This is a genomic window from Congregibacter litoralis KT71 (assembly GCF_000153125.2).
In the GTDB taxonomy this organism is placed as follows: Bacteria; Pseudomonadota; Gammaproteobacteria; order Pseudomonadales; family Halieaceae; genus Congregibacter; species Congregibacter litoralis.
The window spans coordinates 4,035,610-4,056,214 of the sequence record NZ_CM002299.1; the positions used below are offsets into that span (position 1 = coordinate 4,035,610).

Sequence of the window (20,605 nt, forward strand, 5' to 3'; positions counted from 1 at the left end):
CTTATGGCTGCGCGCTACAGTGATCTTCGCGATTTTATCGCGGAGCTTGAGTCCCGGGGCGAGCTTGTACGCATCACGCGCGAGGTCGACCCCAACCTCGAAATGACCGAGATCGCGGACCGCACCCTGCGCGCCCGCGGCCCCGCTCTCCTCTTCGAAAACCCAAAAGGCCACAGCATCCCCGTGCTTGCAAATCTCTTCGGCACGGAGGAGCGCGTTGCCCTGGGAATGGGCGCAGACAGCGTCGCAGCGCTGCGGGAGATTGGCGAGCTCCTCGCCTACCTCAAGCAACCGGATCCTCCCAAGGGCATGAAAGAGCTCTGGGAAAAGGCGCCCCTACTCCGCAAGGTCCTGGACATGGGACCCAAGGTGATCCGCAACGCGCCCTGTCGCACCCATGTGCGCGAGGGTGACGACGTGAATCTCTACGATCTGCCCATCCAAACCTGCTGGCCCGGTGATGCGGGACCGCTGGTCACCTGGCCCCTGGTGATCACCCGGGGCCCCAACAAAAGCCGCCAGAATCTGGGCATTTACCGCATGCAGCTCATTGGTCGCAACAAGCTGATCATGCGCTGGCTCTCTCATCGGGGGGGCGCTCTGGATTACCGCGACTGGCAGATCAAACGTCCGGGAGAGCCCTACCCCGTTGCCCTGGCACTGGGGGCGGATCCTGCCACGACCCTTGGCGCCGTGACGCCGGTGCCCGACGCCCTGTCGGAGTACGCTTTTGCCGGCCTCCTCCGCGGCGCGAAGACCGAGCTGTCGGAGTGCATTACACCCCTTTGTAAGGCCAATGATTTACAGGTGCCGGCGACGGCGGAGTTTATTCTCGAGGGCTATCTGGATCCCTCGGAAGAAGCCGACGAAGGCCCCTTTGGTGATCACACCGGCTATTACAACGAAGTCGAACGCTTTCCGGTGTTTACCGTGACGGCAATCACGAGCCGAGAAGCGCCCATTTATCACAGCACCTATACGGGACGGCCACCGGATGAGCCGGCCATCCTCGGTGTTGCTCTCAATGAAGTGTTCGTTCCCCTGCTCATCAAGCAGTTCCCCGAGATTGTGGATTTTTACCTACCCCCCGAGGGCTGTTCCTATCGCATGGCGGTGGTGAGCATGCGCAAGGAATATCCGGGTCATGCGAAGCGGGTGATGTTGGGCATCTGGAGTTTTTTGCGCCAGTTCATGTACACCAAGTTCATCATCGTCACGGACGAAGATGTGGACGTGCGCAACTGGCAGGATGTGATCTGGGCCATGACTACGCGCATGGATCCCCGGCGCGACAGCGTTTTTGTGGACAACACGCCCATCGACTACCTGGACTTTGCCTCACCGGTGGCGGGCCTCGGGTCCAAGGTCGGTTTTGACGCCACGAACAAGTGGGAAGGAGAAACGGACCGCGAGTGGGGCGAGCCTATCCGCATGGATGAGGCCGTGAGCGAGCGCGTGGAAGCCATGTGGGACGATCTCGGTATCGGCATCGACGCAGCGCCCCGGCGGCGCTAATACGACCGGCACTAAAGTGCGGCACGCTGATGTCCCGCGCCGCCGTTTTTCTCTGCTTTCCCTTCTTTCCCTTCTTTCCCTGCTTTAACTTTCCGGCGCAGCTGTTTAGCTTTTTGGCGCAGCGTCGTCTTTATTCACTACTCATTCACTACTCAGGCGACGGCTCTCGGGGAGACTATCGGAGACCACATCGTCGGGCTGGGGCAGCTCGGGCAAGGGATTCGTGCGCAAGCCTGTGCCCACGCGGAACATCTCAGCCGCACTTGCGTGATCTCCCACAGCGGTCAGAAGGCGGCCCAGCTCGAGGCAGGCCTCTTCGCTGGCATTGGCGGCATAACTGCGCTCAAGATAATCCCGCGCTTTGGCCCACTGGCGCTCCACCATGGCAAGACGCCCGAGACAGAGGAGCAGCTCAGGGTCTTTATCGTGCTTGCGCAACCAGGTCTCCGCCGTCGCCAGCTGTTTTTGAGCCGTCTCTCGATTGATGCGACCGTAAAGGCTGACGAGCGCAGGCTTCCAGTTTTTCTTCAGACGACGCTCAATCTCCCGCTCCACGATGGTGACCTCGTCGCATCGCAACAAGGCCGACAGGTAATGAAGCTGCACCGATTCCTCGTCCACAAGCCGCCCCGGATACTTTTTCCAGCGCGATTTGAGTAGCTCCGTGTCGCCGGTCACGGCTGCCTGCTCCAGGAGGTCGTGGTGAATCTTTGCCTCCAGATCATCAAGCTCAAGGGCGCCGCCGATCCGATACTTGCGAAGGAGGGGCAACAGATCGAGCATCGCTTCGATATCACCGAGGCCATCGTAGACCCGGCACAGCAGATGCAGAACCTGGGGGTGCTTGCCGGGATTCTTCTTCGCCGTCTCGAGGGTTCTCAGGGCTTTCTCGTACTGCCGGTCGTTGAGTTGCAACTCCGCCTGGGTGAGATCCACGGCAATCACCGCTTCTAAATCACTCTCGGCGGCCTGCATGAGCTGGCGGCTCATCGCCTCGGGCTCCTGGAGGCGATAGCTGGCGCGGGCCGCCATCAGGTAATTGAGGAGGGGCGACTCGCTGTATTTGGCACCGCGAAGGAGCTGCTTCCGGGACTTCGCCCAGTTGCCCTCAATAAAGTTGATCGTGCCGCGCCCCGTCAGGCGGGCCGACTGACGCAAACGTCGCTCCCCGGCCCAATTCAGCACGTTCGCCGGACTCGTGATGAGGCGATGCAGAAAACGCAGGGAGGCGTAGAGCAGCAGGACCACCGTCGCGATGAGGAGGATTCCCACCCAGAAGCTGGTCTCGACGGTATAGCCACCGTAGGCGATAAGAAGATAGCCGGGCTCGGTCTCGATGAGCGCGACAATTCCAACGCCGGCCACCAGGGCCAGCAACGCAACTAAAAATAAGCCGCCCATGGCGCTAGTTTCCGTTCCGGGCGAGGCGGGCCCGCACCGCGGAGTCCAGCGCCGTGAGTGAATTATTAAGATCCGGCAGCTCGACGGAAACACGCTCGTCGCGGATAAGCCGCAAATCCTCAGCCATGGCGACCGCAGCCTGCTCGTCAGCTTTGAAAAACTGCGTTACCCAGCCCTCGGCCCGCTCCAGGCTCTGGCGAAACAGCAGCTCGTTCCCTGACAGCATGGCCACCTGCGCCTGCTCCAGGAGCATGCGCATATTCTGCCGAACCAGGCCTTCGTATTGGGGATCCATGAGAGCCTCCACGGGCACATCACGGCGACTCACGACGATGTACTCGGACAGCTTCTCTATGGCCATCTCATAGCCCTGGGACAGCCGCGTCTGCCAGTCTTCGGCGGTCACCGGTTCAATCTCAACCCGTTGATTGGGGAGCTCAAAAAGCACCAGAGCGTCGGTCTGGCGTATAAGGGCATCAAGGCGCAGGTACAGGCCCTGGATATCCAGCTTGGGCACGGCCTGGAGAGCCGCGATGTCGGCAGCCACGGCTGAGCGTAGCTTGACGAGGTCGGCGTCATCGAGGCCCCGCAGAATATTGTCCGCACTGCGCAACAGCGCTTCTGCCGATTCCGTGTCGCCGGTCATGATCAGGCGTTGGTTGGCGAGGCGGAGAAGATACTGGACTTCGGCGATCTGCCAGCTTTCCCGGTCCTCGACGGTAAGGTCGCTGATAAGCTGCTGCTGTTCCCTCAGGGAACGCTGGAGGTTGCTGAGCTGTTCTTCCACCAAGCGTTTAACGCTGCCCGCAGCCTCGTTCGCCGTTGACTCGAGACGGCTCACTTGCCGCTGCTGCGTTTCCAGGGTCTGTTGCTGGGCCGCCAGTGCCCGCCGAAGGTCTTCCTCGGCGCGCGCCTGGCTGGCCTGCACACCCTCCATTTCAAGCTCAATCTTTCGCTGCAGGTTGTCGCGCATCTGATCAAAGGTCGTGACATCCTGACCGGAGACGGACTCCAGGCCCTGCACGCGCTGGAGCAAAACGGCTTCACGACGCTGCATATCCGTAAACAGGTAAAAGACGCCCACCGCCATAAACAGCACCAGGAGCAGAGCCAACCAGGCAATGGGCGCGGAGCCCGAGCGCTGGGTGCTCTTGTCGGCCGGCACTGCGGCTGCCGCAATGACCGTGGGATCGGGACTGGCGGGTTTGGGCTGCGGGGCGGGTGTCGCTGAGGCGGAGCCATCTGCCGGCCCCGGACTGTTTACGCCCGTAGCCTCGGCTGCGACTTCGTTCTGCTCGTCGCTGTGCTTCTCGCCCTGATTCTTCTCATCGCTCAATGCTGTGTCTCCCCCAGATGCGCTGTGCGCCATGCTGTCGCCGCTGCGAGCATGGCAGCGTCGGACGCATTTTCCGCGCACTCGACATGTGTCCAACCCAGGCCGAGTGCCTGCTCCGCGACGCGCTGCGACGGTACCAATAAGGTAGTCATCGCTAAGTTAGTGTGTTCCTCAGGTTGAAGCAAACTTGTCAGACGCTCCAATCCCTCCCCGCTGCTGACAAGAATCAGGGCCAAATCGTGATCCCCCAGCAGGTCCCGGCACGCCTGGCGATCGTGGGCGGCGTAGTCCCGTCGATAACAGGCCAGGGAGTCTACCTCGGCACCGCGTTCCCGGAGCTTTACCTCGAGAAATTTGCGACCCCCTTCTCCTTTAACGATAAGCACGCGCTGGGACTGCAGTTCAGCCAGCCCGGGCATTGCCAGGAGACCTTCACTGCTCATATCCCGTTCCGGTCGCCGCACATCCAGTCCCTCGGCTTCAAGGCACAGGGCGGTACTCTTACCTACTGCCCAGTACAGCTGTCCCTGGGGGAGCTGCGGCCAGTAGTCCCGGATGCGCTCCACGCCCAGGCGCGCGGCATTGGCGCTGACAAAGATCACGTGGGCGTAACGGTCCAGATCCATCAGACGTTGACGCTGGGCACCCGGTAGGGGATCCAGGGGTTCTATCTGCAACATGGGCAGATGGAGAGGTACAAAGCCCGCGTCCGAAAGCGCGCCTATCAAGCTATCCGCCTGCCCGGCGGGGCGGGTAACCAGTACCCGCTGCTCAGCGGTCATAAACCTCGGCGAGAATCTCTGCCGCCCCGGCCTCGAGGAGGGAGTCGGCTACGGCGATACCCAGGGCCTCAGGTTCCTCCCTGCTGCCCCGGGCGTCCGCTCGAAGCGTATGGCTGCCGTCGGGTCGCCCCACGAGCCCCCTCAGCCATAGCTCGTCCCCCTCGTGGACGGCATAGGAGGCGATGGGCACTTCGCAGCCACCCTGGAGGCGGCGATTCAAAGCCCGCTCGGCCAGGACACGCTCCGCCGTGGGACCGTGGTGAAGCGGCTCGAGGAGCTTTCGCGTCGCGCTGTCATCACTACGAATTTCGATGCCCACGGCACCCTGCCCTCCCGCGGGCAGGGAGTCCGTCACGGGGATGCGCGCGCGGATGCGCTCTCCCATCTCCAGACGGATGAGCCCTGCGCAGGCAAGAATAACGGCGTCGTACTCGCCCTCGTCGAGCTTTCGGAGACGGGTGTTCACATTGCCCCGCAAAAAACGCACTTCGAGATCCGGACGATTGGCGCGAAGCTGGCACTCGCGGCGGAGACTGGAGGTGCCGACGATGGCACCGGCGGGCAGGGCATCGAGATTCTCATAACGGTTGCTGACAAACGCGTCCGCGGGCTCTTCGCGCTCGCAGATCACCGCAAGCTCCAAACCCTCGGGGAACTCCATGGGGACATCTTTCATGGAGTGCACCGCGATGTGCGCCCGACCGTCCAGGAGTGCGGTTTCCAGCTCTTTGACAAACAAGCCCTTACCACCCACCTTGGCCAGGGGAACATCCAGAATCTGATCGCCACGGCTGGTCATACCCAGGAGCTCGACGGTTATGCCGGGATGGGTCTCCAGCAGCGTGTCACGGACAAAATAGGCTTGCCAGAGGGCAAGGGGACTTTCTCGGGTAGCAATTACGACGTCAGCAGGCATGGAAACTCAACAGGGCCAAAAAAAGCCAATCATAGCATTCGGGCAGCGAGACTCACCCCGTCAATGCGGCCTTAATCTCGCTGAGATGCCGCCGGCTCACCTGGGGCCGCGGACTCACATCTTTGAGTTCCACCACCCAGCCATCATCGGATCGAAGGAGGCGGGAGATATGAGCGCGGGCCACCAGCGCATTGCGATGCACGCGCAAAAACCGGGCCTCGAACTCCTGTTCCAGCTCCTTGAGGGACTCGCTCAACAGAATATCGCCGGAGGGCGCGCAGGCGCGCACGTACTTATCCTCTGCGAGAAAGCATCGGACATCCGCCACGGGCAGGGTTTCGATCCCGCGATGCCCGGCGCTGACGACCTCCTCCCGTCCGGCGCCAGCACCGGCACCAGCACCGGAAAAGCCGAGAGAATCCAGCTGGGCACGGTTCACCCGCACCGCCGCCTTGAGCGCGCCTTCAAGCTCCTTCTCTCGCACGGGCTTCAATAAATAGGCGATGGCATGATGCTGAAGCGCGGCCAGGGCGTACTCATCGTAGGCAGTGCAAAAAATCACCGCCGGCGCCGCGGGCTCATCAAGGAGATGACCCGCCACTTCGACCCCGTCCATTTCCGGCATACGAATATCCAGCAACACAATCTGCGGCTGCTCGGCGCGCACCAGGGTCAGGGCTGAACGCCCGTTATCCGCTTCAAAGCACCGGGCCTCGGGTCGCAGTCGCTGCAGCAGACGCAGGAGTCTTTGCCGGGCCAGAGGTTCGTCGTCTACAACGAGAATCTTCACAATGCCAGCCTCCCTTCGAGGGGAATACTGATGCGCGCACAGTAATCGCTCTCCCGGGCACCTACCGTGAGCGACGCTGCGGTACCGTATTGCGCATCCAGGCGCTGCCGGATGTTATCCAGGGCCATGCGGTTCCCGCCCGAGCGATTCGCCGCGCCCTGGGGCAGCGGGTTCTGCACTTCGACATGGAGCACCGAAGGCTCACGCCAGGCGCGGATACTGACCTTGCCTCCTTTAGGGAGCTGGGAAATCCCGTGATACACCGCGTTCTCCACCAGTGGCTGGAGCAACAGGGCGGGCAGTGCCACCTCTTTGAGTGCGGGATCTATCTCCCACTCCACGGCAAGGCGATCCCCCAGCCGCAGCTGCTCAATCTTCAGATAGAGTTCGCAGAGATGGCATTCCTCCCTGAGGCTGCTATCGCGATCTCCCGACGACAAGGCCGCACGAAACAGCTCCGCGACGTCCTCGATAGCCTGTTCAGCTAGATCCGGCTGCACGGCAATGAGGCTGGCGATACTGTTTAAGGTATTAAACAAAAAGTGGGGACGGATGCGCGCCCGCAGCGCATCGAGACGCAGCTGCAGTTCACTTCGCTGCTGAAAGGCCACACGCTGCTGAAGATAGGCATAGCGCAGCACCGTCGCCGCCAGAATCAGAGCGAGCAGTGCGTTGCGCAGTACCCAGTCAGAGAGCCCGCCGATTTGAGGCCCCAGTAAAGGATAGAAGCGGTACACGAGAATACTGGACAGGGCGCTCACCACCAGCACCAGCCCCAGGCATACGGCGGTTGCCGTGGCCGGTGTCATGGGCAGCAGGCGCTGACGCAAACGGCAAATCAGGGCGATGCACAGGAGAGTATTCCACTGCACAAAAAATGACCCCGTGCCCAGGGCCCGCCAGTCAAAGGCCGCCAGGGGTCCCAGGGCAAGCACATGCAGTAGCACCACCAGTTCCGCAAGGAGCACGGCCAGAAACACCGCGGGGGGCGCGCAAAGATCCGGGATGAAAAAGCCGTCCTCGCGCGAGGAGACCTCATCGGACGCTGGGGGGCCCGGGTGCTGCATGCTAGACCTCCAAACAGTAACGATCGCCAGCCGCGCGGAAACAAACGGTCTGGGAACGCGGGAAAACTCCCTTTATGCGCTGATATACTTGCACGCCTCTCAAGCCGGGACAAGCAGCGGCCCCGGGGAACACTCCAGCTACAGGAACATCCAGACTATGTCGGACCAGAGCGACAATGCCAGCCTTTGGGGCGGCCGTTTCACCGAGGCCACAGACAGCTTCGTGCAGCGGTTTACCGCCTCCGTAAGTTTCGACCAGAGGATGGCTGCACAGGATATCCGCGGCTCCCTGGCGCACGCCCAGATGCTCACGGGTGCAGGTATTCTGAGTGCCGAGGAGCACGAGGCGATTGTCGAGGGTCTCGCCCGGGTGCAGGAGGAAATCAACAACGGCGATTTTCCCTGGTCCGTTGAACGGGAAGACGTGCACATGAACATCGAGGCGCGTCTCACGGCCCTCATCGGTGATGCCGGGAAGAAGCTGCACACCGGACGCTCACGCAATGATCAGGTGGCGACGGACATACGCCTGTATCTCCGCGATGCCATCGACGCTATCTGCGAAGAGCTCACACGACTGCAAAAGGGATTGGTGGGCCTGGCTCACACCCATGCGGCGACAGTAATGCCGGGCTTCACCCACCTCCAGGGCGCGCAGCCCGTCACCTTCGGGCACCATATGCTGGCCTGGAATGAGATGCTCGAACGGGACTACGGTCGTCTCGAGGACTGCCGCGCGCGCATGAACCAGTGTCCCCTGGGGGCTGCGGCCCTGGCGGGCACGACATTCCCCATTGATCGCGCGCGCACCTCTGATGCCCTGGGCTTTGACCAGCCCACACGGAATTCTCTGGATTCCGTGTCCGACAGAGACTTTGCCATCGAGTTCACAGCGGCCTCGGCCCTGATCCTCACCCACCTCTCCCGCATGAGCGAGGAGCTGGTGCTCTGGACTTCGGCGCAGTTTCAGTTTGTGGAGCTGCCGGACCGTTTCTGCACCGGTTCATCCATCATGCCTCAGAAGAAGAACCCCGATGTACCCGAGCTGGTACGAGGGAAGACGGGGCGGGTAAACGGTCACCTGGTGGCTCTGCTGACCTTAATGAAATCGCAGCCCCTGGCGTACAACAAAGACAATCAGGAAGACAAAGAGCCGCTCTTTGACTGCATCGACACCGTGCTGGATTGCCTGCGCGCCTTTGGCGACATGGTGCCGCACATCAAACCCCGGGAGGCGCGTCTCCGGGAAGCGGCCCGGGCGGGCTTTGCCACCGCCACAGATCTTGCCGATTACCTGGTGCGCAAGGGCCTGCCGTTTCGCGATGCCCACGAGGTCGTGGGAAAGGCCGTGGCCGAGGGGGTGCGCCTGGAAACGGATCTTGCGGACATGTCCCTGGACAGGTTGCAGAGTTTCAGCGAACTCATTGGTGAGGATGTATTCGATGTGCTGACTGTGGAGGGCTCCGTGGCAGCGCGGGATCACCTGGGAGGTACGGCACCCGCACAGGTGACATCCGCCGCCACGGATGCGGCAACGCGTCTCGAGAGTCGCTAGGCATGGCAGGGGGCGTTTATACTCTCCCCCTTCGCGTTTTGTCAGCGCTCCACACACGCAAACCACCTACAAACAGGAAAGCTCCATTGATACCCCCGCGGCAAATGAGACAGGTCTCCCGAACAGGGTTCATCCCATCAAGCATAGCCATAATCGCTGCATTCCTGGCCCTGACGGGCTGTGGGCAGATGGGCGCGCTCTACCAGCCGCAGCCTGAGGAACCCCAGACCGCACAGTTGGCTGCACAGATGGCCTCATCAAACCACGGCAGCTCCCTCGCGGGACCAAGCGGATCGGGAGACTAGAGGTCTATGGGATTTTCCTACCGCGAGGGGCGGCTTTTTGCCGAGGAACTGGACTGCGAAACGCTGGCAGAAGAGTACGGCACGCCCTGCTACCTGTATTCCCGAGCCGCTATGGAGGCCGCCCTGGCGGAGTACCATGATGCGCTCTCGGGCTGCGAGCATCTGGTGTGCTACGCCGTTAAAGCGAATTCCAATCTGGCGGTCCTCGACACGCTGGCCCGCCAGGGGGCGGGCTTTGACATCGTATCCGTCGGCGAGTTGGAGCGAGTTCTCGCTGCAGGCGGCGATCCGGGGAAGGTGGTGTTCTCCGGGGTCGTCAAACGGCGGGAAGAAATGCACCGCGCCCTGGAGCTGGGTATCCGTTGCTTCAACGTCGAGTCCGAGGCAGAGCTTGAGGTGTTACAGGAGGTTGCCGCGGCCCTTGGCAAACGCGCTCCCGTGTCCGTGCGGGTCAATCCCGATGTGGATGCGGGCACTCACCCCTACATCTCCACTGGTCTTCGGGAAAACAAGTTCGGCGTCGCCACGGATGTTGCCATGAAGCTGCTACGCCATGGCAAAACCCTGCCCAACATCGACGTGATCGGCCTGGACTGCCACATCGGTTCTCAACTCACCGATATGGCGCCCCTGCTGGAGTCATTGCGGCAGCTGTTAGTGATGGTCGATACCCTGGAAGCCGAGGGCATCCGCATTCATCACCTGGATCTCGGTGGCGGCATCGGTGTGCGCTACAAAGATGAAGAGCCTCCCGCCATCGCCGACTACATTGCCGCGGTGCGCAAGGCCCTGGGCGACCGGAAGCTGTGCCTGGTGTTCGAACCCGGGCGCTCCATCGTTGCCAATGCGGGGGTGCTACTCACCCGCGTGCATTACACCAAGGAGACGGATGCGCACAGCTTCGCCCTGGTGGATGCCGCCATGAACGATTTCATCCGACCAGCGCTCTACCAGGCCTGGGTGGATATTCAGACAACGGCCCCCAGCGAGGAGCCCATCCGAACCTGGAATATTGTGGGCCCCGTCTGCGAGACCGGCGACTTCCTGGGCAAGGATCGCGATCTGGCATTGGCGCCGGGCACCCTCCTCGCCATCCACGGTGCGGGTGCCTACGGCTTTGTTATGAGCTCCAACTACAACACACGCCCTCGCGCTGCAGAAGTTATGATTGATGGCAGCAGCTCGCAGCTCGTTCGGGAGCGGGAAAGCATCGGGGATCTGCTCCGCGGTGAACACCGCCTGCGCCAGTAGATCCACCAGCGGGACCACAACACTAAGATGCCGGTTAAATTTACAAAAATGCATGGTGCGGGCAACGATTTCGTGATGATCGACACCATCAGCCAGCGGATCAAGCTGAGACCCCGGGATATCCGGCGTATCGCTGATCGCCGCCGCGGCGTCGGCTGTGACCAGGTGCTCCTCGTCGAACCTCCGGGACAGCCCGAAGCGGATTTTCGCTATCGCATCTTTAATGCCGACGGCAGCGAGGCGGGGCAATGCGGCAACGGCGCCCGCTGCTTTGCCCGCTTTGTCAGGCACCGAAGACTGACGCACCTTACGACCATGGTTGTAGAAGCCGGCAGCAGCCTCATGACGCTGCGCCTGAGGGAGAATCACGAGGTTGAGGTGGACATGGGCGCGCCCCTTTTCACCCCCGCCGACATACCCTTTCGCCGGGCTGAGACCGCGCCCGAGTACGAACTCACCGCCGCTGGCGAAACCCTTCGTGTGGGCGTCCTGTCCATGGGCAACCCCCACGCGGTGTTGCGCGTAAACGACGTCAACGATGGCAGCCTGGAACGCCTCGGCGAGGCTATTCGCAGCCATGAAGACTTCCCCGAAGAAACCAATGCCGGTTTTCTCGAGGTCGTAGACCGGACGCACGTGCGTCTTCGGGTGTTCGAGCGCGGTGTCGGAGAAACTGAAGCCTGTGGTTCCGGTGCCTGTGCCGCCGTTGTTTACGGCCGGCGCATGGGGTGGCTCGATGACAGAGTGACAGTGGAATTGACCGGGGGTAAGCTTCACATCCAGTGGCAGGGCGACGACTCATCGGTACTCATGACCGGTCCCACCGCAATCAGCTTCGAAGGCACCATCAGACTGTAAATCGGGCTTGGGACTCAGAATCCACCCCGCTATCCGACCATAAGAGGCACAGCAACGCGTGGACGAAGACGATATTCGAGACTTCCTGGTTCAGAACCCGGACTATTTTCAGAAGAATCCCGAGCTCCTGGGACTTATCGAGGTTCCCCACGCCAGCGGTGCGGCGGTGTCCTTGGTCGAGCGCCAGGTCAGCGTACTTCGCGACCGCAACGTAGATCTTCGCCATCGCCTCAGAGATCTCGGCAGCACCGCAAAAGACAATGATCAGATGTTTGCCGATACCCGACAGCTGGTGCTGGGTTTACTCCCGGCCAAAACCGTCGAGGAACTCGAAGGGGCGCTTATTCGCGTCCTGCGTGACATCTTTGATATCGAATACGCGAGCCTGACACTCTTTGAAGAGGCTGCAGAGCACGCAGGCGCCGTGCGACGGGTGCCCGAATCACAGCTCAAGGGCAAGCTGGGAGGATTGTTGGTACGTGGCAACGCGGGATGCGGTGCCCTCCGCGCCGATGATTTTGAATTTTTGTTTCCCGGCGCCACGCTCGTGGGCTCTGCGGCCATCGCGCTGATCGAGAGTAATGGTAAAGCCCTTGGGGCGCTTGCCGTTGGCAGCTCTGATGCGGGTCACTACGATAGTGACATGGGAACCCTGTTCCTGGAGTTCGCTGCCGAGGTTATCGCGGGATTACTGCAACGGATCGATCCCTCCTAGACCATGAGCGGCGGCGCCTCTCTATCGGCGGGCCTGGATGAGCGGATAAGCGCCTTTCTGGAATATCTACGCAGCGTGCGCAGACTCTCTCCCCACACGGTGGCGGCGTATCAAAGGGATCTCGGCAGTTTTCGCGCTTTTTGCGACGCCCAGTCCCTGCAAGACTGCGACGAGGTTCAGGAGAGTCATGTGCGTCAGTGGCTGGCGCAGGGACACCGCCGAAGCCTGGCGCCCAACAGCCTCCAACGACAGCTGTCGGCGCTGCGAGCGTATTTTGAATGGGAGAGCAGTGATACGGGCCGGCGACGTAACCCCGCCCTTGCGGTCCAGGCCCCCCGAAAACGACGCAAACTCCCCGGCACCCTGGAGGCCGATCAAGTCGGTGTCTATCTCCGCGCCGACGCCGAGGATCCCCTGCAGCTTCGCGATCTGGCCATGGCAGAACTGTTCTACTCATCGGGATTGCGCCTCGGCGAGTTGCGCGCCGTAAATCTTTACGACATTGATCGCGGTCAAAGTCTGATTTCTGTTACGGGTAAAGGAAGCAAAACGCGAACCGTGCCCGTGGGCAGTGCCGCCATTGCGGCGATCGATGCCTACCTGCCCCATCGCCCCGCAGCCGTGAGCGACGACGACCAGGAAGCGCTGTTTCTCAGTAGTCGCGGCCGGCGCATCAGCGAGCGCTCCATTCAGTCCCGTGTTCAGCTTCTCGCGGAGCGCAACGGCCTGGGCCGCGATGTCCATCCCCACATGCTCAGGCACTCCTTTGCGAGCCACCTGCTGGAATCCAGCGGTGATCTGCGCGCGGTGCAGGAGCTCCTGGGACACAGTGATATCTCGACCACGCAAATCTATACCCACCTTGATTTTCAACACCTCGCCAAGGTCTACGACGGCAGCCACCCCCGGGCGCGAAAACAAAAGGATGATGATAAGCAGTGAGCATCAAAGTAGTGACCTTTGATCTGGACAACACGCTCTGGGATGTGGAGCCGGCGCTCCTTCGAGCGGAGGAAGCTCAGCGACAGTGGCTCCTCGAACACCGTCCCGGCACCATGGATAACATCGGACACGAAGAGCTCTGGGAGCTCAAAAAGCGTGTCTGGAAGGCGCACCCCGAGCTGGCCCACAACGTCACCGCGATGCGCCAGCGTTTTTTGGAAGAGCTCCAACGCGCCGCGGGATTTGACACCGAAACCGCAAGAGCCGGTGCCCGGGAGGCCTTTGCCGCCTTTTTGCTGGAACGACAGCGGGTTGAGCTTTATGCGGACGCCCTGGAGGTACTCCAGGGCCTGGCGGGACGCTATCGCCTGGGCGCGCTCACAAACGGCAATGCCGATGTCTATAAAACCGATGCCGGAGAATATTTTGACTTTGCCTTTCTCGCCGAAGAGATCGGTGCCAGCAAGCCCGCGCCGGACATGTTTCATGCGGCGATAGAGACCACGGGCGTGGAGGCGCAGGAAATTGTCCACGTGGGCGATAACCCGGAGCACGACATCCTGGGCGCCCTGTCGGTGGGGATGCACGCCATCTGGCTAAATGCCGATGCCGCCCCATGGTCCCACAACGATGAGGACAACCGGACTCCCCATGAGATTATCGGCAGCATAGGCGAGCTTCCCGCAGCGGTAGGCGCCCTGCAAGATCGTTTGGAGACCACCGGAAAGCGCTGAAATGGAAGGCCAGACGGCGCCCTGGCTCAGAGCACTGACTCAAAACTCTGCTTTAAAACTCCGGGACTTCAGTTCCTGAAGCGATCCTCACCATAGACCGGGCACAGCTCCACCGGGGCGGGCTCCGGGCCACCCAGGGCGCTGATTTCCGCGTGCCAGCAGTCGTCAAAAATAGAGCAGTAGCAGTAGCTCAGGCTCACCCTCCCGGAGTAGATGCCCGCCTGCATGCCCTCCACGACCACCCGATCATTCGTCTGAAAGGATGTCAGCGTTTCTCCCGGCGATAACACGCGGCCCGTAACATCACTGCGGCCATAGCGCACGCTCTGCGCGAACTCCTCATCGAGAAATGCGGTCAACACCGCGCGCCAATCGCGATACACCTCACCATCGATAAGCAGCTGCATTTCGCGCATTTTTGCAGGGCCGACCCCCGAGTTGCTGAACTCCAGAGAAAACGCGGCCTCGTCATCCTGCACAAAGTCACGAATCGTCAACTGCACATAGGGCCACACGGTCGCTGCGGTCTGTTGACGCACCGCCTCGGACTCACCAAGGGCGGCGTAGAGAGCCACGCCCCCCGTAAACACGCCCGCAAGGGATAGCAGTGTCTGCCAGAAAGTGAGCCGGAGAAAGGCACGCTCGATACTGGCAAGGCCACCGGACGGCGCGGATGCGTCTCCCGATGGGGAGCTATGCTCTTTTTGACCGTCGCTCACGCTCAGAGGGTCGGTGGGATGGGGATCTAAATGGCGTCTTCACCGGTTTCCCGGGTACGAATGCGGATCACTTCCTCAAGACTGGAGACAAAAATTTTGCCATCCCCGATCTTTCCCGTATCGGCGGCGGCAACGATGGCTTCGACGGAACTCTGCAGCTGCTCGTCCCCCACGGCCACTTCCACCTTTACCTTGGGAAGAAAATCCACCACGTACTCCGCACCGCGATACAGTTCCGTGTGCCCTTTCTGGCGGCCAAAGCCCTTCACTTCCGTCACCGTAATGCCCTGCACGCCGACCTCGGCGAGCGCCGAACGGACATCATCGAGTTTGAAGGGCTTGATGATCGCGGTAATGAGTTTCATAGCAGCACTGCTCTGTTGGCGATGTGATAAACGATAATAGGGACTCAGGGCCTCATGCTGCAAGCACCCGCTGCCCTTTGACACCCCCAAGCGGCCTCCCTGCCTGGTCCCTTAGCAACGGGTTTGCAATCGCCAATATTAACGAGAATGATTCTTATTGCTTGTATAGTTAGCGTTTGATCATTATTATCCCCACGTCTTATACGTCTTCTTTCCCGCGTACTGTTTTTGGAGTGCTTTATGAACCACAGCAACACCCGCTTTCGCGTCGCCCCCCTGGCCCTGGCGCTGTCGGCAACCCTCTCTTCCACCACATTTCTTACGAACGCCCAGGCCGCCGATCCCGCCGCTATCATTGATGCGCAGTCCTCAGTGATAGAAGAGGTCTTTATATTTGCGGACGCCGACGAAGTGCGTGCCCTCCCCGGATCTGCCGCCCTGGTGAGCGAGGAACAGTTCCGCATCGAGTTTGCCAACGACATCAATCAGCTTCTGAAAACCGTACCCGGCACCTATATCCGCGAGGAAGACGGTTACGGTCTCCGTCCAAACATCGGTATTCGCGGGGCCACTTCAGAGCGCTCATCCAAAATCACGCTGATGGAGGACGGTGTGATGATCGCACCGGCCCCCTACTCCAATCCCGCGGCCTATTACTTCCCCACAGCCATGCGCATGCACAGCGCTGAGGTTCTCAAGGGCGCGCCCCTGCTCCGCTACGGCCCCCAGACCACAGGCGGCGTGATTAACATGGTCTCCACGCCCATTCCTGATTCGGTGACGGGCAACCTCGACCTCCGCGTAGGACAAAACGGCGAACAGGACCTGTTGGCAAACTTCGGCGGGCGCTATGGCGACTTCGGCTATCTGGTGGAGACGGCGCAGCGACGCAGCGATGGATTCAAGGAAATCGACCGGGGCAACGACAGCGGTTACGACATCGAGGACTATCTCGTGAAGCTGTCCTGGACCGGTGAGCGCCAGTCCCTGTTGTTCAAGGCTCAATACTCTAATGAGATCTCCGACGAAACCTATCTGGGTCTCACGGACGCTGACTTCGCCAACAACGAAGACCGCCGCTACGGCCTGTCATCCATCGATGAAATGAACAATTACCACGCCGGCATGAACCTCCGCTACGGTCTTCAGCTAGGTGATGATCTGGCGCTCTCAGTCACGGCTTACCAGAACAATTTTTCCCGGGACTGGTTCAAGCTGTCCGGCGGCAACTCCTTTGTGCGCGCGGCAAACGCCGGTGACCTTGGTGCCCAGGCCATCCTCGATGGCGAGGCTGATGTATTCGGGCTTGGCTACAAGCACAACAATCGCGACTACGAGTCCCGGGGAGTCGAGCTCAATCTTGATCACAGCCTCGGCGACCACAGCCTCAGCTATGGAATACGTCTCCATGAGGATGAAATGGACCGCTACCAACCCATCGATGTCTACGACCAGATCGACGGCGAACTGCTGCTCTCCGGACGCATAGAGCCGGTGGGTGGTGACAACCGCCTGGAAGATGCCGAGGCCATGTCTCTGTGGCTGATCGATAGCTGGCAGCTGAGCAGCGCGCTCAACCTGAATCTGGCCCTTCGCTACGAGGATGTGGACAGCAGCCGTCGTCAGTTTTCTGACCCGGATCGCGAAACCGATCCCAGCCGACGATCCAACAGCTCCCAGGAGTGGTTACCCGGTGCTTCGTTTACCTACGATCTGTCCGATGAGTGGCAGGCCCTGGCTGGCGTCCATCGCGGATTCTCGCCTCTCGGTGGCGGCGCACAGGAATTTGAGGAGCCGGAAACCAGCGTGAACTGGGAGGCGGGTATCCGCTACCGCGGCAGCTGGTTCCTCGAGGCCATCGCCTTTTACAGCGACTTCGACAACAAAACCGAGAACTGCTCCAACGCCAACCCTTGCAGCAATGGCGCAACGGCGGGTGCCTTCACCACGGGGCAGGCGGTCATTCAGGGCCTGGAGCTTCAGGCAAGCACGGTGCTGAACTTTGGCAACATCAACGCCCCCGTCGATCTCGCCTACACCTACACCGACGCCGTGATCAGCCGCGATAATCCGGAAGAGGGTTTCAGCGACGGCGACACCCTCGCGGCGGTCCCGGAAAACACCCTCAGCCTGCGACTGGGTCTTGAAACAGCGATGAACTGGGACAGCTACGCCGTCATCAAGTACATTGATGAAACCTGCGTGACTATTGGCTGCAACACAGACAGCAATCCCTTTAACCGCACCGAGGATCTCCTGGTTACCGATCTCATCAGCCGCTACGCACTGACCGACGATGCTGTGGTATTCGTCAAGTTTGAAAACGTCTTTGACGAACGGTCCATCGTATCGCGGCAACCGGAAGGCGCGCGACCCAACAAGCCGCGCACGGCATCCGTGGGACTGCAGTACCAGTTCTGATTCCTCGTACCTGAATTGTCAGGGCCACGCTAATGGCACCGGGCTGCAGACCTTAACTACTTCTCTCGCTGGGTGGGGGGACGCTCTCTTCGTAGCTAAGGTCCACTCGCATCGGCCTCGGGCTGCGGACCTTAACTACTCTCTCGCTAAGTTGGGGGACGCTCGCTTCGTAGTTAAGGTCCGCAGCCCTCTGTGCGGTCGACTCGACCATCACTGCCTCAATCTGTGGATACCGGGACACGGCTCATGGGCAAGGCTAGCTGGCATGATCTACGAAGCGAGCGTCCCCCCATCCAGCGAGTGAAGTGGATCGTGCCAGCTAGCCTGGTTGCGAGGAGCCTCGTAGCCAAGGTCCTCAACCCTATGTGTGGTGGCCCATACCGCCATCACTGTCGCAACCTGCGAACGCCGAAACAGTGCTCATGCGCAAGGCTGGCTGGCATGATCTACGAAGCGAGCGTCCCCCCATCCAGCGAGTGAAATGGATCGTGCCAGCTAGCCTGGTCGGGACGGGATGTGCAGCGAATACAGCGAGTGAAGTGGATCGTGCAAGCTAGCCCGGTCAAAAGTCTGGGTATCCAGTACCAAGGCAGCCAGCGCCAGATAAGAAACGCTCGGATTCAAGATAAAAAAAGGGGGCCCAGAGGGCCCCCAAAAAACGCATTGAAATAATGCGCCCGCAAGATTGTCACTTACTTGGCTGAGACGAACTCCGGATAGGCCTCGAGACCACACTCGGAGAGGTCTACACCCTCGTATTCCTCTTCTTCCGTAACCCGGATACCCATGACGGTCTTGATCGCAAAGAAGGCAATCAGGCTCGTCACAAATACCCACACGAAGATGGTTGCGGCACCGATGAGCTGTCCGCTGAAGCTTGAACCGTCATTGGTCATGGGTACCAGGAGCAGACCCAGAAGACCGACAACGCCGTGTACGGAAATCGCGCCCACTGGATCGTCGATCTTCAGCTTGTCGAGAGTGATGATGGAGAAGACCACGAGGATGCCACCGACGGCGCCAAAGAGCGTTGCCAGAAGCGGCGTGGGCGTTGAGGGCTCAGCGGTGATCGCGACCAGTCCTGCCAGAGCGCCGTTCAGCGCCATGGTCAGGTCAGCCTTGCCAAAGAGCAGGCGAGCCGTGAGGAGCGCTGCAACCAGACCGCCACAGGCCGCTGCGTTAGTGTTCATAAACACGACGGCAACGGCGTTGGCATTCTCAACGCTGGCGGTCGCAAGGACCGAGCCGCCGTTAAAGCCAAACCATCCCATCCAGAGGATGAAGGTACCCAGGGTTGCCAGGGGTAAGTTTGCACCGGGGATCGCGACGACGGATCCGTCTGCACGATACTTGCCTTTTCGTGCGCCCAGGAGAAGCACGCCAGCAAGCGCCGCAGCGGCACCGGCCATGTGTACGATGCCCGACCCGGCAAAGTCAGAGAAGCCGAGATCACCCAGCGTGTACATACCAAACACGGGATCACCGCCCCAGGTCCAGTTGCCTTCCATGGGATAGATAACGCCGGTCATGACGATGGCGAAAATCAGGAATGACCAGAGCTTCATACGCTCGGCCACTGCACCGGACACAATGGACATTGCCGTAGCGACAAACACCACCTGGAAAAAGAAGTCCGCTGACGGGGCATAGGTAGCCGGCTCTTCCGCGCCCGCAACACCATCACCGGTGATCCCCGCCAGGAGGCTCGCGCCCAGGGAGGGATACATAATTGAGTAGCCCACGATCATGTACATGGTGCAGGCAATCGCAAACAAGGCGACGTTCTTGGTGAGAATCTCTGTGGTGTTCTTGGATCGCACCAGGCCAGCTTCCAGCATGGCAAAGCCAGCGGCCATCCACATGACCAGCGCGCCGCACACGAGGAAATAGAACGTGTCCAGTGCGTAGCTCAGTTCAAAAATTTGGTTTTCCATGAAAAGGTCTCTCGTGCTGAATTCGGGGACGGGTTAGCGCGCTTGAAGGGGCGCTCTCTAGATGGCTTCCTCACCGGTTTCGCCGGTACGGATACGAATCACCTGCTCAAGAGCCGAAACAAATACTTTGCCGTCTCCGATCTTTCCGGTGTTAGCCGACTTGGTGATGGCTTCGATGGTCTGATCGACCATGCCCTCGGCGACGGCGACCTCGATCTTCACCTTGGGAAGAAAATCGACGACGTATTCGGCGCCGCGATACAACTCCGTATGGCCTTTCTGTCGTCCGAATCCTTTGACCTCCGTAACCGTGATGCCCTGCACGCCGATCTCTGACAGTGACTCACGCACGTCATCCAGCTTGAATGGCTTCACAATGGCCGTTATTAACTTCATGTAGTTCTCCTGACTGAACAAGGGCGCGCAACTGGCGCCGTTCGGCTCGCCGTTTTATCGTCTGGTTGCTCCACGCTATGGGCAGCACGACGTTTCCGCCCTGACAATCAGCAATGGATATGCCACAGATTATTTCCGTTTATTAATCAGGTATTTAGAGCGTCTCTAAGGATAAGCAAAGCCCTTTCGCCCCGAATCCCCGACCCAAAACGCACCAGATTAGTGCTCAGAACCGTTTTGGTGCACTAACCTGAGCTGTGATACGGGGACGCCATCCTCTACACTTCGGGGCAAACGGCAGGAGTAAAGTCTATGGCGCTTAAACCGCCCCCCTTCAGTGAAGTCATGCAGCAGGTCAACGAACTGGTAAGACCCGCGGGCCTCGTCGATGAAGTCGACAAGAACGCGCGGCAGCTCCTTCAATCGGCCCTGAAAAAGCTTGATTTTGTTAGTCGCGAGGAGTTCGACACGCAAACGGCCATGCTTGAGCGCACGCGCAATAAGGTGGCGGCGCTGGAGTCAGAATTAGCGGCCATGAACGACCTCGTGGACAAACTGGAAAAACAGGCCGCACCCTGACGCGGCGACTTAAATAAGTGAAGA

20 protein-coding genes are annotated in these 20,605 nt (G+C 60.4%); 10 read left to right on the forward strand and 10 right to left on the reverse strand.

Annotated elements, in window-relative coordinates; all coding sequences use genetic code 11:
- Positions 1 to 3 precede the first annotated feature (3 nt).
- On the forward strand, positions 4 to 1,515 hold the full coding sequence (ubiD, locus tag KT71_RS18270; protein ID WP_008293846.1) for a 4-hydroxy-3-polyprenylbenzoate decarboxylase: 1,512 nt from the start codon (positions 4 to 6) through the stop codon (positions 1,513 to 1,515).
- A gap of 141 nt (positions 1,516 to 1,656) precedes the next feature.
- Here the strand turns inward: ubiD and KT71_RS18275 are convergent, their stop codons facing one another.
- Genes KT71_RS18275 through KT71_RS18300 form a run of 6 tightly spaced genes read right to left on the reverse strand, consistent with a single transcriptional unit; the run spans position 1,657 to position 7,807 of the window.
- Positions 1,657 to 2,916: a heme biosynthesis HemY N-terminal domain-containing protein gene (locus tag KT71_RS18275; RefSeq protein WP_023660333.1), complete on the reverse strand. Its 1,260-nt coding sequence runs from the start codon at positions 2,914 to 2,916 to the stop codon at positions 1,657 to 1,659.
- A 4-nt stretch (positions 2,917 to 2,920) separates the two neighbouring features.
- The gene (locus KT71_RS18280; protein WP_008293844.1) at positions 2,921 to 4,252 is read right to left on the reverse strand and encodes a uroporphyrinogen-III C-methyltransferase; all 1,332 of its coding nucleotides are present in this window, start codon (positions 4,250 to 4,252) and stop codon (positions 2,921 to 2,923) included.
- Entirely contained in the window at positions 4,249 to 5,034 is a 786-nt protein-coding gene (locus KT71_RS18285; RefSeq protein ID WP_008293843.1) for a uroporphyrinogen-III synthase, read from the reverse strand. The genes KT71_RS18280 and KT71_RS18285 overlap by 4 nt, the downstream gene beginning before the upstream one ends.
- Entirely contained in the window at positions 5,024 to 5,950 is a 927-nt protein-coding gene (gene hemC, locus KT71_RS18290; protein ID WP_008293842.1) for a hydroxymethylbilane synthase, read from the reverse strand. Before hemC ends, KT71_RS18285 begins: the two co-directional genes overlap by 11 nt.
- Before the next feature lie 52 nt (positions 5,951 to 6,002).
- Positions 6,003 to 6,740 (reverse strand): LytR/AlgR family response regulator transcription factor, encoded by a 738-nt coding sequence (locus KT71_RS18295; protein WP_008293841.1) that lies wholly within the window; start codon positions 6,738 to 6,740, stop codon positions 6,003 to 6,005.
- On the reverse strand, positions 6,737 to 7,807 hold the full coding sequence (locus KT71_RS18300) for a sensor histidine kinase (RefSeq protein ID WP_008293840.1): 1,071 nt from the start codon (positions 7,805 to 7,807) through the stop codon (positions 6,737 to 6,739). The genes KT71_RS18295 and KT71_RS18300 overlap by 4 nt, the downstream gene beginning before the upstream one ends.
- 157 nt (positions 7,808 to 7,964) lie before the next feature.
- Here KT71_RS18300 and argH point away from each other — a divergent pair, with 157 nt between their 5' ends.
- The 7 genes from argH (at position 7,965) to KT71_RS18335 (ending at position 14,167) form a co-directional block, all read left to right on the forward strand.
- The gene (argH, locus tag KT71_RS18305; protein WP_023660334.1) at positions 7,965 to 9,362 is read left to right on the forward strand and encodes an argininosuccinate lyase; all 1,398 of its coding nucleotides are present in this window, start codon (positions 7,965 to 7,967) and stop codon (positions 9,360 to 9,362) included.
- Between the two features lie 104 nt (positions 9,363 to 9,466).
- The gene (gene lptM, locus KT71_RS21500) at positions 9,467 to 9,667 is read left to right on the forward strand and encodes an LPS translocon maturation chaperone LptM (RefSeq protein ID WP_040362503.1); all 201 of its coding nucleotides are present in this window, start codon (positions 9,467 to 9,469) and stop codon (positions 9,665 to 9,667) included.
- A 6-nt stretch (positions 9,668 to 9,673) separates the two neighbouring features.
- The gene (gene lysA, locus KT71_RS18315; protein ID WP_008293838.1) at positions 9,674 to 10,918 is read left to right on the forward strand and encodes a diaminopimelate decarboxylase; all 1,245 of its coding nucleotides are present in this window, start codon (positions 9,674 to 9,676) and stop codon (positions 10,916 to 10,918) included.
- A 27-nt stretch (positions 10,919 to 10,945) separates the two neighbouring features.
- Positions 10,946 to 11,776, forward strand: a complete 831-nt coding sequence (dapF, locus tag KT71_RS18320; protein ID WP_040362508.1) for a diaminopimelate epimerase — start codon at positions 10,946 to 10,948, stop codon at positions 11,774 to 11,776.
- A gap of 58 nt (positions 11,777 to 11,834) precedes the next feature.
- Entirely contained in the window at positions 11,835 to 12,491 is a 657-nt protein-coding gene (locus KT71_RS18325; protein ID WP_008293836.1) for a DUF484 family protein, read from the forward strand.
- A 3-nt stretch (positions 12,492 to 12,494) separates the two neighbouring features.
- Entirely contained in the window at positions 12,495 to 13,433 is a 939-nt protein-coding gene (gene xerC, locus KT71_RS18330; protein ID WP_008293835.1) for a tyrosine recombinase XerC, read from the forward strand.
- Complete coding sequence (locus KT71_RS18335) at positions 13,430 to 14,167, forward strand: HAD family hydrolase (protein WP_008293833.1); 738 nt, start codon at positions 13,430 to 13,432, stop codon at positions 14,165 to 14,167. Before xerC ends, KT71_RS18335 begins: the two co-directional genes overlap by 4 nt.
- A 68-nt stretch (positions 14,168 to 14,235) precedes the next feature.
- On the opposite strand, the gene KT71_RS18340 is transcribed toward KT71_RS18335, so the two are convergent.
- Both KT71_RS18340 and KT71_RS18345 read right to left on the reverse strand, forming a co-directional pair.
- Positions 14,236 to 14,886 carry a hypothetical protein gene (locus tag KT71_RS18340; RefSeq protein WP_008293832.1) on the reverse strand — a complete coding sequence of 217 codons (651 nt, stop codon included), beginning with the start codon at positions 14,884 to 14,886 and terminating at the stop codon, positions 14,236 to 14,238.
- Positions 14,887 to 14,912: 26 nt separating this feature from the next.
- Positions 14,913 to 15,251 carry a P-II family nitrogen regulator gene (locus KT71_RS18345; RefSeq protein WP_008293831.1) on the reverse strand — a complete coding sequence of 113 codons (339 nt, stop codon included), beginning with the start codon at positions 15,249 to 15,251 and terminating at the stop codon, positions 14,913 to 14,915.
- Positions 15,252 to 15,491: 240 nt separating this feature from the next.
- Between KT71_RS18345 and KT71_RS18350 the strand changes: the two genes are divergently transcribed.
- Positions 15,492 to 17,672: a TonB-dependent receptor family protein gene (locus KT71_RS18350; protein ID WP_008293830.1), complete on the forward strand. Its 2,181-nt coding sequence runs from the start codon at positions 15,492 to 15,494 to the stop codon at positions 17,670 to 17,672.
- A 692-nt stretch (positions 17,673 to 18,364) separates the two neighbouring features.
- Here the strand turns inward: KT71_RS18350 and KT71_RS18355 are convergent.
- Positions 18,365 to 19,606 carry an ammonium transporter gene (locus KT71_RS18355; RefSeq protein ID WP_023660337.1) on the reverse strand — a complete coding sequence of 414 codons (1,242 nt, stop codon included), beginning with the start codon at positions 19,604 to 19,606 and terminating at the stop codon, positions 18,365 to 18,367.
- A 57-nt stretch (positions 19,607 to 19,663) separates the two neighbouring features.
- Positions 19,664 to 20,002: a P-II family nitrogen regulator gene (gene glnK / locus KT71_RS18360; RefSeq protein WP_008293828.1), complete on the reverse strand. Its 339-nt coding sequence runs from the start codon at positions 20,000 to 20,002 to the stop codon at positions 19,664 to 19,666.
- 312 nt (positions 20,003 to 20,314) lie between these two features.
- On the opposite strand from glnK, the gene KT71_RS18365 reads away from it, so the two are divergent.
- Positions 20,315 to 20,581, forward strand: coding sequence for an accessory factor UbiK family protein (locus KT71_RS18365; RefSeq protein ID WP_008293827.1), 267 nt, complete (start codon positions 20,315 to 20,317; stop codon positions 20,579 to 20,581).
- The last annotated feature ends 24 nt before the right edge of the window (positions 20,582 to 20,605 follow it).

Bases quoted from the DNA above. Each gene is read 5' to 3' on its own strand.
- xerC (WP_008293835.1), top strand. From the start codon at position 12,495: ATGAGCGGCGGCGCCTCTCTATCGGCGGGCCTGGATGAGCGGATAAGC.
- KT71_RS18300 (WP_008293840.1), bottom strand. From the start codon at position 7,807: ATGCAGCACCCGGGCCCCCCAGCGTCCGATGAGGTCTCCTCGCGCGAG.
- lptM (WP_040362503.1), top strand. From the start codon at position 9,467: ATGAGACAGGTCTCCCGAACAGGGTTCATCCCATCAAGCATAGCCATA.
- KT71_RS18275 (WP_023660333.1), bottom strand. From the start codon at position 2,916: ATGGGCGGCTTATTTTTAGTTGCGTTGCTGGCCCTGGTGGCCGGCGTT.
- KT71_RS18345 (WP_008293831.1), bottom strand. From the start codon at position 15,251: ATGAAACTCATTACCGCGATCATCAAGCCCTTCAAACTCGATGATGTC.
- KT71_RS18285 (WP_008293843.1), bottom strand. From the start codon at position 5,034: ATGACCGCTGAGCAGCGGGTACTGGTTACCCGCCCCGCCGGGCAGGCG.
- hemC (WP_008293842.1), bottom strand. From the start codon at position 5,950: ATGCCTGCTGACGTCGTAATTGCTACCCGAGAAAGTCCCCTTGCCCTC.
- lysA (WP_008293838.1), top strand. From the start codon at position 9,674: ATGGGATTTTCCTACCGCGAGGGGCGGCTTTTTGCCGAGGAACTGGAC.
- dapF (WP_040362508.1), top strand. From the start codon at position 10,946: ATGCCGGTTAAATTTACAAAAATGCATGGTGCGGGCAACGATTTCGTG.
- KT71_RS18350 (WP_008293830.1), top strand. From the start codon at position 15,492: ATGAACCACAGCAACACCCGCTTTCGCGTCGCCCCCCTGGCCCTGGCG.
- KT71_RS18365 (WP_008293827.1), top strand. From the start codon at position 20,315: ATGGCGCTTAAACCGCCCCCCTTCAGTGAAGTCATGCAGCAGGTCAAC.
- ubiD (WP_008293846.1), top strand. From the start codon at position 4: ATGGCTGCGCGCTACAGTGATCTTCGCGATTTTATCGCGGAGCTTGAG.
- argH (WP_023660334.1), top strand. From the start codon at position 7,965: ATGTCGGACCAGAGCGACAATGCCAGCCTTTGGGGCGGCCGTTTCACC.
- glnK (WP_008293828.1), bottom strand. From the start codon at position 20,002: ATGAAGTTAATAACGGCCATTGTGAAGCCATTCAAGCTGGATGACGTG.
- KT71_RS18355 (WP_023660337.1), bottom strand. From the start codon at position 19,606: ATGGAAAACCAAATTTTTGAACTGAGCTACGCACTGGACACGTTCTAT.